A 12,747-nucleotide genomic window follows, 5' to 3' on the forward strand; every position below is an offset into this window, starting at 1 on the left:
GCTTGAGGTGGCTAATGAACACAGATGATATTAAAGAAGAGTACAAATATGAACAAGAGTTACGCTCCTTAGGTGAACGTATAAGGGTATTGAGAGAAAAATCTGGATTTTCCCAAGAAACATTAGGTTTCAAGGCACGACTCCATCGTAATTACATAAGCAAACTTGAATTAGCTCAAAAAAACCCATCTTATACTACTCTTCTAAAGATAGCAGCGGCCTTATCCATTAGTCTAGAGGAATTAATTACTCAAAATTCAAAAGGGAACGACATTAAAGGAGATTAAAAATGCCATTTAACGACAGGGAGCATCAGGAGAAATTAGTAAATCTAAATGTAATGTGGGAAAATTTAAAGGTACTTAGTAGCTTTGCAAAACAAGAGTTTGGGATAGATGACATTTTTCAAGATAACGATGGTAAGGTAATGCAGCAGTTAACAATATTGAATTTTACCAATCTTGATGGACGTGAAGGTAATGATGGTATGGATGAAAATGGAGTAGAGTGGGAGATGAAGAGCGTAAACATAAATAAGACTTCTTCGATTTCCACACACCATCATTTAAATACGAAAATCATAGAGAAGTATAGAAAGGTTCCATGGTCTATTGCTGTATATAGAGGAGTAGAGTTACTGGAAATATACGCCATTCATCCTTATAAATTGAACGAAGAATATTTTAATAAATGGGAACTGTCGGTTATTAATCATAACAGACAGTTAAACAACCCTAAAATTAATTTAGAGTTTGTAAGAAGGGAAGGTACTCTTATTTATTTTGAGGGCGACTTGTTACGAGATCCAAAATCAATTTATGATTATAAATTTATGGAAGACAATGTAGCATATGATTTTTCTACTCGTATGACTAGGTCAATTGAAGAGGTTGTAGATGAATTAGATTCTTTGGTTTTTGGTTTATCTAAGGATATCAAGAAAATTGAGACCGCTGGAAAAACTGAATATTGTATAAATGAAGAAGGTTTTCTGAAAATCTTGCATCATCAAAAACATGTTCACTTATTTATATGGGTTGATATAGAAGAGCGTGATTGGGAAGAAAGCTTTGAATTGAAAGGTATGCTTAAAAAAGCTAAGGACAATAAGAAGAGTGAGAAAATGGGGAGTGGGAAGTATAACTATAGCTATAAACTGACTAATAAAAGGAGTCTTGAAACTAATCCTTTGGATGAACCAATGTCATTGATAAAAAGAAGTTTTGAGTGTGCTATATCCGGTAGACACTGTTAAATTTCAACGAATTCGCTTAAGAATAGTAAATTAAGGTTATTTTTTATATTTAGTTTAAGTCAGCTTACAGAAGATAATGTATCCGAAGGATAATGTTCAGTAGAGTGTGGTCTATCTAAGTATCATGCTGCGGCGAACTGTGGTTTTGCACAGCTATAGTTTAGCATTTATGAACCCTTGTCCATTCAAACCACTACATATGTTAAAGAAGTTGTTGGAATAGCCCCACTACAGTTGAAAGTACCGTTATTTCGTCATTACGACGATTTAACGGTACTTTTGCTTTATCAGTGAAGTGATACTGAATTACATATGTTTTTTTATAATAGTTAAACATATTGATTAACATATTTAATTGCATATGATATATTTATATTAAATTAGAACTAGGAGCTGATCGCTTGACAATGTCGCTTCAAGAAACGATTAGAAAAGCCTTGAACATGAGCAAGGAAGAAGGCGCAAAAAGACAAATTTCTCTCATGATTGATGAGAGAACACTACAGATGACTGATATTATTGTGGAGCAATTTAAGGGCTTAACTGGAGGGAAAATGGCAACATCTCGAAATCAATTGATTGAAACAGCAATTGATGAGTACGTTAAGGCTGCGGCGGAAGTGCTTTTGCAAGATCACTTAATTAACATTGAGGAATTGATTGACACTAAAGAAAAGGATGACGAAGCAGAATTCGAAAAACAATCCTCAGAAAGAATAGTGACGGGGGAGAAGAATCTAGCAATCTTTACAGCTAGAAATGAGGGGTTTGAACAGGTTTTCTTGAAAAAGCAACAATGGTATTCTGTGCGAATTGCTGAATGGCGAATCCCGACTTTAGAATATGTGGCTTGTTATCGAGGTGCTCCCTACAGTGGAATCACACACTACGCCAAGGTAAAAGATATTAAGCCATACCCAAATACAAACAAATACATCATTTTCTTCGATGGACCACCTGTTGAATTAGAGAAGAAGATTGGATTGGGTAGTACTCCTGTGATAGAAGTAAGGGGGAAGGTTAGATATTCATCGTTCGATTTATTACTAAAGGCAAATGAAATTTCAGATTTGTGGGAATAGAAATCACGTACCTCCCCAAACAATCGTATCATTAAGCGACGGAAAATTGTGGTTTTGTATAGCCGCGGGTCGCCTCCATGTGCAGTAAGTCAAATTGTCACCTGCCAGTCATCTGGTTGGTGGCTCTTTATGACATAATAAGCGTAATTATAAGGATTGAGGGATTCAAGATGTTCGATAATCGAGAACAACTCCAAAAAAAAGCTAACCAACATGCACGCGAGCAAGCCAAAGGATCAGGTGCATCCATATATTGTATAAAGAAATAAAAAACGTGTACTAGAAGATGCAGAAGGGAATAAATTCGAGATCGTTTCTGATTCAACTGGCAACCGGCGGGAATTATAATATAATGAATGATACTCGACCTATTATGACAGTTTTTGCAGGCATCAATGGGGGAAAAGCACAATTAGCTTGCATATGAGAAATTCGCTAGGGGAGCTGGTTGATCCAAACCAGATCGCACGGGAATTAACTCCTAATGATTAAAGAAGTGCAGACCTGTAGGTAGGGCGGGAAGCAGTAAAAAGAATTCGTTCCCTCAAAGGGAAGCCACCCTTCTACTATTGAAACGACCTTATCAGGTACACTCGTTTTGAAGCATATGCAAATTGCCAAAGAAGCCGGATATATGATTGTGTATTATATCGGCCTCCAAGACGTCCAAATGCATTTAGAACGTGTAGCTTCTCGTGTCCAGCAAGGTGGACATTGAATTGCTGAAAAGGACTGATAGGGTGTACTGCATTTCACATCACATCATTATGCCCTTAATAACATTTTTAGCTACGCGTATATTATCTGAAGAAGAATCTCTTAGCATCTGCACAATTTCGCTTATTTCTTTCTCATTCTCAGTTACCTCGAACTCTTCCTCCATCTCTATATAAGCAAATAATTGAATCAAATTAACATCTAAGGACTCAGCGATCTTTGCCAAGTTCACCAAAGAAACGTTCTTTTCTCCACGTTCAATCTGTCCTATGTATGAAAAATGAAATCCGCCTTTTTCTCCGAGGGATTCCTGTGAATACCCTCTTTCTTTGCGTAGTGCGCGAATTCTGGCTCCGACCAGCTTCAAAACTTCTCTGTCCTCGTTCACGGTATTCACCTCTCTATGTTCAAAAGTGTAGACAAGTTTCCTCAAGGTAAACACCAAACGAAGAATACAAATAATTTAATTGATTACTATAAGTATCATTTTATTGTATAATACTGGTATTAACTCTTTGGAGGGATGACAATGGCAAGAAATTGGTCCATAACCGGAGCACATTGTAATCACCAAGTAGATTTTACTCCACGTTTGCAAGACCATGATATATCCATACAACCTAGGTCCAAACATACTCCTGCTTACCACATGCTACGTACTACAACAATGGGCTATCACCAACATGCTAAGTATCATCTCAAACTTGCCGCCATCATGCGTAATCACAAACAGTTCAAAGTATGCCTGATTCTCTGCGATTGGGCTCTAGCCTCCATGATCAAGGCGCTTTATACCTATAAGTATCATTCAGTTCATCCACCCAAAGAACTCACCATGAATGAAATCTTGCCTCTAGTGCATACGGACACTGAACCCGGATTGGATATCGCTTTGTTCATCGGCACGATGCAACATATGTCATCTTTAGAGGAACGCCAAGAGGACCAATATTTAGACCTTGATAACATCGAAAAGCTTTTTCAACGGACAGAAGACATATTGGAGGAGTTAGCCACTCGATTGAATGATAATTCAACAAAGTTTTTCTGATATAAGGCGTATCATGATGACCTGGAGGTTCTTTTCATATGGAATGGGACTGAAGGGTTATAAGTAATGAAAGTTATTTATTTGGGGAAAGGGAAAATCAGGATAATAGGTGGATGTATTTGCAACAAACTTCTGCTAACATTGTAAAATCCTAATTCTAACGGCGGAGAATGATATGAGTACAATTAAAGTAACACCAGAGCAACTGTTGCATGTATCTAAACAGATTGAGCAGGGCAGGCAGCAGTTGGAAGGTATACGTAATGACCTGACTGCAAAGATCGGATTCATCCAGTCTCAGTGGGCGGGAGCGACGCAAGAACGGTTTTTCTATGATTTTCAGCAGTCACGTTCTGTTCTGGATCGAGCGCTGGAAAGTATGGTTAAGTCATCCCAAGATCTGTTCGCGATTGCCGAGAGATTCGACCAAGCAGATCAGGAACAGGTGAGCTTGGGAGCCGTTGCTGGACAGATTGCTGCCCATACAATGATGAACCATAATACAGGTAACCCAGAAGAGCAACGACGAATGGTATATAATCCTTTGTTTGGAGTTAACATGCCTGCCAGTGAAGCAGAGGATGGAATGCCAGGGCAAAAAGAGTTTGTTAAGTATTGGGAAAATGGTGGCACCTATGAAGAAATGAGAGCTGGACCGAAGCAACCGGAGTCTGGCGGTGGGGATATATATGATGAACAGATTAGTGCATTTAAGGAAGGTCATCATCCCGTAACTGGAGAATCCATACCAGCATGGCAAGCAGCAGTTTCTATAGGAGGTTTACAGACTGCTAAGCTAGTGTTGGCTTTTACAGGAACGTATAATAAGGGTTATAAGGTTCCGACTGGAGGATTGAAGTTTCCAAAGTCTAAGCTAGATAACTTGAATGGTGTAAACCCTGTGATATTTAACAAAGATACCGTTATTAGTTCTGCTACTGCTCCCAAAAAAGGTGGAGAAACCGTTGTAGGACATGCTTTGCAGAAACATGCAGGGCGAAACCCAGATATATGGGGAAGAGTTAGAGGTGGGCCTGAACAAATTAATCAAGTAGCTCAAAAGCATTTACAGGATATACTTGATGCTCCAAGTGAATTTAAGAAAACTACAAATAATAGAGGTATTACTTTCCTCGAAAAGAATTTACCTGATGGTCGCGGAGTAAGGCTTAACCAAGATGGTTCATTCAAAGGATTTATCGATCAATGATGGAGGTTGTGAATTTGGAAAGTTTAGAAATCATTTTAATTGATTTTAACAAAAATAATCTGGATCAATTCATGAAAAATGATTTGAACATTCAGGTGGATCGGATCAAAAGTTCTCACTTTTATGATAACCGTAGTAAAAACGATATTGAATTTCAGCAAATAGAGAGCCTTGAAGAGATTCTTTCTCCTAAGGGAACGGGGAATATATTATTATCTCAGCTTAACCTAGGTCATACCTATAACGACGTGATGATTGTATTTTCATTCGATGAGGAATCTGGAGATATCGTTATGAATTTTCCTGAAGAGGAGTTGTTCAGCGGAGAAAATTCAGAGACAACGTTAAATGCTCAGAAGTTAATAGAGTATATTCTTGATATTAAGAAGAAGTATGCAATTGAAAAAGTTAGAATCGGTTATGAACCAGCTATGGATGATGACACTTGCTTGGTCGAGATTGATAAAGAAATGATGGATACAAATGTTATTGTCTCGAAACTGTTAGCTTAGAATCCTTCTGAACCAGAGTTTGATGCAGAACAATTAGACTTTATATTGGCAGAAAGCCCATTTCAACTCGAATACGAGTAGTCATGGGTTATTCTCATCTCCTCAATCCAATCTACTGCACTACAAAATCAATCCTTCCCTTACCATGGCAAATGGTATAATGGCAAAAAGGGAGATTCTGGCGCGGGGCTCGAAGGCTCCCACAGCAGAAAGGATGTTATACCACATGCCTACATACAACAAATTGGTGCGGGACAAGATTCCGCATATTATCACATCCAGCGGTAAGGAATGCCGCACACGCATTCTGGACCCGGAGGAATATAAGCAAGAATTAAAAACAAAGCTGAGCGAAGAATCGGAAGAATACATGAGTGCAGCGAGTGATCAGGAAGCGCTAGAAGAACTGGCCGACATGCTCGAAGTGATCCGAGCGCTGGCGGAGGTACACGGGGCGAATGCGGCGCAGCTGGATAAGCTGCGGGCTGACAAAACCGAGGAGCGCGGTGGATTCCAGGAACGGGTGTATCTGATCGATGTCGACGAAGCTTAACGTTAAACTCAACTCATTACAAATAACTTGGCTGATGAACTGATCACCCGGATGCATCATGCGTCCGGGATTATTTTGTCACTGTGAAATAAATTCCCTTGCCGGAAATAATAGTGAATTCATTAATTCTTACATAATAGTTCCAGTGATATGGGGTGTTATCTGGATAAACAATAATATATTGTGGATCATTGAAGGAGTAACGTTGTTGCAAAGAGTAACTTATTATTGCATTAGAAATTCCTAAGCTTACAACAAATGAAGCCGCTAGTACTATTGAAACTATTGCAATGGGTTTAACCTTTTTATAAATTAATGTGATTGTAGTGGCGATGGTTAACAAAGCAGAAATGATGAGTTCATTATTTGATCCCAAGATCGCGAAATTCTGTTCTTGGTTCGTAAAAGGATAGAACAAATTAATTCCATTACCAAGAAGGTCTATAAGAAGATGCCCGATGAATAATGTGGCCATCGTACTTATCCATGCCCAGAAGAATCGAACGTTTAAGGTTTTATAGATGATCCAGCCATATGCAGCTCCAATTAAGGGAACCATAGCAAGAGAATGTAACAATATATCACCAAAGTACTTAGTGATGTCAGGAGTGATAGCAATAATACAACCCAAAACAATAGTAATTATATAGTCTTTAGTAAGAAATAACCGCTTATTTAGAAAAAGTAATAGAATCGTTCCGCCTGTAATCAAGTGTATAGCCATATGAAGAAACATTTGCATCAAGTTACCTCCTGAGCCTAGTTCATACATTTAATTCTTTTAGTGATGTTTTCTCACTTCACACAAAATCACTTTTCCCCACCCTCCACATAAACCATAATCGCTTGATACAAAAACCTCAAAAACCCCTCATCGCCAAATTGATCAAAATAACCCGCATAGCGACGATCTGTCGTATAGGCTTCTGCGATGCACCTCAGAATCTCTGCATCACAGACCATGAACTGTTCCAAGCAACTCTTCCATTCACGCACTAACGCTTGCACCTCACCAGAAGCAGGGGACAGATCCTGATGCTTATCTAATTCCCGAAATACCTGCTCCATGTTGACCGAGAACTGCTGGTAAGCTTGTTCTTGCTCTTCCGCAGACAGCTCGCTCACATTAGCTTCGAATTCCTGATATTTCTTCGTATCCCCGTAGACAAACTTCGCCTCGGATTCAAACTGTTCTTGAATAGACAGAATGGGAGAATCGTCAAACAGGTTGAGATGAGAGATATCTCTCCCATCCACATACTCGTCCAACTGGTCGATGATGGTTTCGAGCTTTTGTTTGCGTTGAACGAGTGTACTGCGATGCTCTCTTAGGATATCTTTCTGTTCTTTTTTGGAGAGTTGCATCATGGCTGCAATGTCTTTTAATGAGAAATTCATTTCTTTAAACAATAGAATCATCTGCAGATTCCCCAGTGCCTCTTGATCGTAATACCGATAGCCATTGTCCTCGACTTTACTCGGTTTCAATAGATCCGTTTTATCGTAATAATGTAATGCGCGTTTGGTGATGCCGGTAATCTGAATGATATCTTTAACGGTGAAATAGGGTGTCTTCATTCCAAAAGTCCTTTGTTTCAGCAAGGATGACACTTGCCGGAGTGATGGTTGCTTCGGTAATCGGTGTACCTGTTTTGTTCAGATAATATTGGATTAGGTGATAACCGCAGGCATAGCCAGCCGCATAGGGCATACCTACGGGAGTGAAGTTTTGCAGTGTGGCAAGTTCATCGCCGTATAGATAGGGATTAATCTGGTCAAAACCGGTGACATGCAGTTGGTCTTTTAATTTTGGTTTGATAACTTTATTCAAAGTCTCCATATCCGTTTTGGCTACCCAGGGGCCTAGCAACTCTTCTCCATACAGGGATGTCGCAAAGCTCTCGGCCAACCCCTCGCTAACAACCATCTCGCCAAGCGTGATCTGTGGATTCCACTGGATATATTGATATCTCACGTTATGATTGCATTCATGGGCTAACACGGATTGCATACGAGGTAGAGTATATCTACTCGGAATCAGGTTCGCAATAATATAACCCGGGATTCCACCATCTCCACTGATGCCTTTGTTCATGGTGAGTGAAGGACTGTTCTTATCGCCTAATAAAATCGTGTATAGATATTCGGAGACCGACAGGTCAATCCCTTGATCTGTAAAGGTGGATAGACTTGTACGAACAGCTTCATGACACTGTTGCCAAAATGCTTCAGACGAAATCGCTGCTAACGATTCGTTAAGCTCAGGTGTGATATCTGCGGGAGCGATATTCATAAAGTTATTCATCATGATCACGTCGAAGCCGTGAGGCTCATGAGAGCGAAACGGAATCTGTTGAATGTTCCATTTGTTCATGAATGGACTCATCATTCGCTCGCGGTATAACTCCAATTTGTCATCAGGTGCAGCCTTGATGATCTCTTCATAGATTTTATCTGAACGCAACGCTGTTATCTTCATCATTATTCTCTCCTTCAGGTAAGCTTGAGTTTATTATCAAGTATGACCTGACGTAACAGTCAAGGAGGAAGTTGCGATACGTTTAAGTGCATTAATCGATCCGATTCTAAGATAAGTTGTAAAAAAAATTTGGCTGCAATCCAGATATCTATGGAGAAAAAAACCAAAGTTTTTGAACGTTTATAATCGCCTCACACACGTTATCCACGTTTTTTTAATCCCCCAAGCCACATATATGAACAACGCTACCAATAGAAAGGCAGGTACGAAGATAGGTTGTGCCAGGTTGCCAACGGACATTGACGTGAGCTGTGAACCAACCAAACTGAACGCACCAACCCCAACAAACAAAGCGACATTCCATAAGGCAAAAGGGAGTAATCTTCCTACATTACTTCGATACCGGGTAATCATCATGATCATCACCAGTGTGAAAAGAACGAGGAACAGCGATTCAGTGATAGACGTCCATCTTCCCAGCTGACTCATTGACTCGATCGCTTGGTCGCTTATGGAACCACCTGAAGTCCACTGTTGTGATTGAGCTATCCGATCCGATTCCAAGGAAACATAAATGCCATAAAATAAAATCATTAGTACGAGATACATAAGCATCGCTACGTTTATACGACGTTTATCTGGTTGTTTGTTTAAAATAACGTTCATAGATTCACCTCTTAACCTGAATAGTGGGTTATCTCATGAAAATAACATTGAAACCGATCTGACACCAAAAATGGATATCTTTGTAGTATAATCCATTTGGTTCTGGATCGAAACCATGCACGAAGGAGGAGTGCTATGAAAAAGAAAATGTTCTTTTTGCTACTAGTTATAGTACTCGTTACTTCAGCGGTAATTATGATATGGTTTTCTAGGTTAGAACCTCCCGCATATCAGGTGGAAAATGATAACGATACCAACTCCACAGGCATGCATAACCAAGCATCTTCATTATCCAATATCATTGAAATCACGAATGAAGAAGCAAGCCTACAATTACCTCTTAACGACGTCCCAGAGTATAGGCGCTACCTGATGAATGAACCGGACTTCCAAACTGAAATAGATCGTACACAATTGGAGGTATTGGAGGTGCCTTCTTCGGAAACATATTCGATGCTGAAGTATGGCTGTGGAAACAAAGCTTGCTATACCCTTTTGGTGAAAACTGATGATAGAGAGACCCATAGCTTGCCGATGCCTGAGGGCATTTTACAAGATTATAAACTTTCCTCTGACTATCAGCAGGTGTTAATTCGATATGCTTATGATGAAGGCGGTCTGGTTAAGAGACAAATCCTTGTTGCCGTGGATCTCAAAAAATTAGAAATCATCCCATATGCATCAACTGATTTGGAAGAAGCATTCATGTTGAAACCGACTTGGCCCATCATCTCTTATGAATGGATAGACAATAACCATTTCACGATTGAAACAGCAGCATTAGAAACAAGTGAATATAACGTACTTAAAGACTGGTTTGATTCCAATGATCGTGAAACGAGGAAGGTAACCATTCGGTTAAATTCATTGGATTAATTTTAGCTATTTAGATGAGAGGGGCATGGATTTGAAAAAAGAAATAGCTTCATTGATATTGTTGAGTGCAGTTCTTTTTGGAGGATGCCAATCAGATTCGTTAGTTTCTATACAGCAGGAACGGGTTGTGTCTCCCATCATGCAGGTAACTAAGAAGCCGAAACAAGAAACAAATTCAAAATTGAAATTAATCGGATCTTCTAAGGATGAACAAGTAAAACTTTATGCAATTAAAGAAACGAAAGATGCAATTGAAAGAGTAACTCTAGATATAAATGGGCGCGCAAAAGATTTTGATTGGAGCATTTCTCATCATTCGGGAACGAAGCCGCAGTTATTTTATACCGATCTTACCGGTGATGGTAAGGAAGAGGCTGTAATAATCATTCAGACTGGTCGAGGGACAGGCTTGGATAACTATGAAATTCATGTCGTTAACTCCGATAACTTATCTGAAATTAAAGTACAGCGTTATGAGGATATTGTTGCTGAGCATATTGAATCGCGTATATCTAAAAATGATGATGGTACATTAGCTATTACAGTGAATTCAAAAGGACAAGTAGATAATTTCAATTATGATTTCGATCCAGCACCAGACTATAATCAAGATGAGCTTGCTTTCGGCGGTGTTGTTATTTATACATTGGATAATCACAAAATAAAATTAAGTCTTCCCGGCTCTGTTGGTATATCTCCTACATATGTGTGTGACTTCAATATCACGTATACCTTCGATAAAGCCGACAACGAATTTATCGTTGATCAGATTGAAGTTAAACCTGTTGAAGTAAGATAAAATGTCTTCAAAAAACGCTTACAAACTTTCAATTCTACCCTACCTTTTCGGAAATGAAGCTGAGATAATGGGAGAGTAAACGGGCATGAATTAATCCCTATATCGTCCATCATGCACCCACAATAGAAAAATAAATGCTGCATATCCATAGGAGGATTATCAATGAATACTCAACCACTGGAACTGATCCAGTCCACTTCAGGCCAAGCGCTGCTTGCCCAAATGTATGGTCAGCAGCAACTAGAAGAACAGACAGCACGTTATACAAAGCTCAATGAATCATTCGAACAGTATTTTGGCGTACAAGAGGGCAGCAAATTGTTCAGCGCGGCTGGACGTAGCGAAATTGGTGGCAACCACACGGATCATAATCATGGCAAGGTGCTCGCGGGAAGTATTACGCTGGATACGATAGCGGTGGCTGCGCCAACGACGGATTCGGTAATTACCTTTTATTCAGAAGGCTATGAACAGAAATATGTAATCGATCTCACAGATTTGGCACCGAAGGCTGAGGACGACGGCACTACGGCGTTGATCCGTGGTATGGCTGCGGGATTTGGGCAGTTCGGATACAAAGTGGGCGGCTTCCAGGCGTACATCTCCAGTAACGTGTTCTCGGCGTCCGGGCTGAGCTCGTCGGCATCGTTCGAGATGCTGATTTGTACGATTCTGAATCATTTCTACAATGATGGATCACTGGATGTGGTGGTTATGTCCAAGATTGGTCAGTATGCGGAGAACAACTATTGGAATAAACCATCCGGTCTGCTGGATCAGATGGCTTGTGCCTACGGTGGGCTGATTGCGATTGATTTTGAGAATCCGGCCGAGCCTGTAATTGAGCCTGTACAATGGGATTTCCAACAAAACGGCTACTCATTGGTCATTGTAAACACAGGTGGGAATCACGCGGATCTGACGGAGGATTACGCTGCTGTACCATATGAGATGAGAGCGGTTGCTAAAGCGTTGGGCAGCGAATATGTCCGAGAAATTACGGCCGAGGCGATGTATGCCAATCTCAAACAGGTACGTGAAGCAGCGGGGGATCGTGCGGTACTGCGTGCGCTGCATTTCTTGGAGGAAAACAATCGGGTGGACGGTCAGGTACAGGCCTTGCGTGAAGGGCGTTTTGCTGATTTCCTGAATCTGATTACGGCATCCGGGAATTCTTCCTGGAAGTGGCTCCAGAATGTATACCAGAGCGGCTCGGTGAAGGAACAGGAGATTGGTATCGCACTGGCGTTAACTGAAAATTATCTGCAAAAGCTGGGTGATGGCGCTTGCCGTATACACGGCGGTGGATTTGCAGGGGTCATTCTGACGATTCTTCCCAACGAAAAGGTTGAGGAGTATATGTCCTGGATGCACGGCATGTTGGATACGCCAATTATTGTGGTTAATGTGCGTGCGCAGGGTGCGGTATGTTTGAACACATTAATCGAAAACGTGGGTTAATCTTGTCGTTGTAACACACTGCCATATTTAACCTGTACAAGTAGTATTAAACGGTACATTATAGCGGTCCTCCAACTTGACACTGG

The 12,747-nt window shown here is 40.3% G+C and carries 15 protein-coding genes; 10 read left to right on the forward strand and 5 right to left on the reverse strand.

The window, feature by feature from the left end; genetic code table 11:
- The first annotated feature begins 14 nt into the window (after positions 1 to 14).
- From BLV50_RS11350 to BLV50_RS11360, 3 genes are all read left to right on the forward strand, one after another.
- Positions 15 to 287: a helix-turn-helix domain-containing protein gene (locus BLV50_RS11350; RefSeq protein WP_090807729.1), complete on the forward strand. Its 273-nt coding sequence runs from the start codon at positions 15 to 17 to the stop codon at positions 285 to 287.
- A gap of 2 nt (positions 288 to 289) precedes the next feature.
- Positions 290 to 1,255: a PDDEXK family nuclease gene (locus tag BLV50_RS32450; RefSeq protein ID WP_143038110.1), complete on the forward strand. Its 966-nt coding sequence runs from the start codon at positions 290 to 292 to the stop codon at positions 1,253 to 1,255.
- A 401-nt stretch (positions 1,256 to 1,656) separates the two neighbouring features.
- A complete protein-coding gene (locus tag BLV50_RS11360; protein ID WP_143038111.1) occupies positions 1,657 to 2,337 on the forward strand; it encodes a hypothetical protein in 681 nt (226 codons plus the stop codon).
- A 757-nt stretch (positions 2,338 to 3,094) separates the two neighbouring features.
- On the opposite strand, the gene BLV50_RS11370 is transcribed toward BLV50_RS11360, so the two are convergent.
- A complete protein-coding gene (locus BLV50_RS11370) occupies positions 3,095 to 3,442 on the reverse strand; it encodes a helix-turn-helix domain-containing protein (RefSeq protein WP_090807733.1) in 348 nt (115 codons plus the stop codon).
- Positions 3,443 to 3,583: 141 nt separating this feature from the next.
- On the opposite strand from BLV50_RS11370, the gene BLV50_RS11375 reads away from it, so the two are divergent.
- From BLV50_RS11375 to BLV50_RS11390, 4 genes are all read left to right on the forward strand, one after another.
- Complete coding sequence (locus BLV50_RS11375; RefSeq protein WP_090807734.1) at positions 3,584 to 4,105, forward strand: hypothetical protein; 522 nt, start codon at positions 3,584 to 3,586, stop codon at positions 4,103 to 4,105.
- 175 nt (positions 4,106 to 4,280) lie between these two features.
- Positions 4,281 to 5,315 (forward strand): WXG100 family type VII secretion target, encoded by a 1,035-nt coding sequence (locus BLV50_RS11380; protein WP_090807736.1) that lies wholly within the window; start codon positions 4,281 to 4,283, stop codon positions 5,313 to 5,315.
- A gap of 8 nt (positions 5,316 to 5,323) precedes the next feature.
- Positions 5,324 to 5,827: a hypothetical protein gene (locus BLV50_RS11385; RefSeq protein WP_308737408.1), complete on the forward strand. Its 504-nt coding sequence runs from the start codon at positions 5,324 to 5,326 to the stop codon at positions 5,825 to 5,827.
- A 226-nt stretch (positions 5,828 to 6,053) separates the two neighbouring features.
- Entirely contained in the window at positions 6,054 to 6,380 is a 327-nt protein-coding gene (locus tag BLV50_RS11390) for a nucleoside triphosphate pyrophosphohydrolase (RefSeq protein WP_090807740.1), read from the forward strand.
- A gap of 70 nt (positions 6,381 to 6,450) precedes the next feature.
- Here BLV50_RS11390 and BLV50_RS11395 read toward each other — a convergent pair whose 3' ends face one another.
- The 4 genes from BLV50_RS11395 to BLV50_RS11410 form a co-directional block, all read right to left on the reverse strand.
- Entirely contained in the window at positions 6,451 to 7,122 is a 672-nt protein-coding gene (locus tag BLV50_RS11395; RefSeq protein WP_090807742.1) for a metal-dependent hydrolase, read from the reverse strand.
- A 68-nt stretch (positions 7,123 to 7,190) separates the two neighbouring features.
- On the reverse strand, positions 7,191 to 7,958 hold the full coding sequence (locus BLV50_RS11400; RefSeq protein ID WP_090807744.1) for a MerR family transcriptional regulator: 768 nt from the start codon (positions 7,956 to 7,958) through the stop codon (positions 7,191 to 7,193).
- Positions 7,933 to 8,859, reverse strand: a complete 927-nt coding sequence (locus tag BLV50_RS11405) for a DUF2268 domain-containing putative Zn-dependent protease (protein ID WP_090807746.1) — start codon at positions 8,857 to 8,859, stop codon at positions 7,933 to 7,935. The genes BLV50_RS11400 and BLV50_RS11405 overlap by 26 nt, the downstream gene beginning before the upstream one ends.
- Before the next feature lie 180 nt (positions 8,860 to 9,039).
- A complete protein-coding gene (locus tag BLV50_RS11410) occupies positions 9,040 to 9,525 on the reverse strand; it encodes a hypothetical protein (protein WP_090807748.1) in 486 nt (161 codons plus the stop codon).
- A gap of 135 nt (positions 9,526 to 9,660) precedes the next feature.
- Here BLV50_RS11410 and BLV50_RS11415 point away from each other — a divergent pair, with 135 nt between their 5' ends.
- From BLV50_RS11415 to BLV50_RS11425, 3 genes are all read left to right on the forward strand, one after another.
- Positions 9,661 to 10,401 carry a hypothetical protein gene (locus tag BLV50_RS11415; RefSeq protein ID WP_090807750.1) on the forward strand — a complete coding sequence of 247 codons (741 nt, stop codon included), beginning with the start codon at positions 9,661 to 9,663 and terminating at the stop codon, positions 10,399 to 10,401.
- A gap of 25 nt (positions 10,402 to 10,426) precedes the next feature.
- Positions 10,427 to 11,200, forward strand: a complete 774-nt coding sequence (locus tag BLV50_RS11420) for a hypothetical protein (protein WP_371129243.1) — start codon at positions 10,427 to 10,429, stop codon at positions 11,198 to 11,200.
- A 162-nt stretch (positions 11,201 to 11,362) separates the two neighbouring features.
- On the forward strand, positions 11,363 to 12,661 hold the full coding sequence (locus BLV50_RS11425) for a galactokinase (RefSeq protein WP_090807752.1): 1,299 nt from the start codon (positions 11,363 to 11,365) through the stop codon (positions 12,659 to 12,661).
- The last annotated feature ends 86 nt before the right edge of the window (positions 12,662 to 12,747 follow it).

Origin of the sequence: Paenibacillus sp. 276b (assembly GCF_900107875.1) — a bacterium.
In the GTDB taxonomy this organism is placed as follows: domain Bacteria; phylum Bacillota; class Bacilli; order Paenibacillales; family Paenibacillaceae; genus Paenibacillus; species Paenibacillus marchantiae.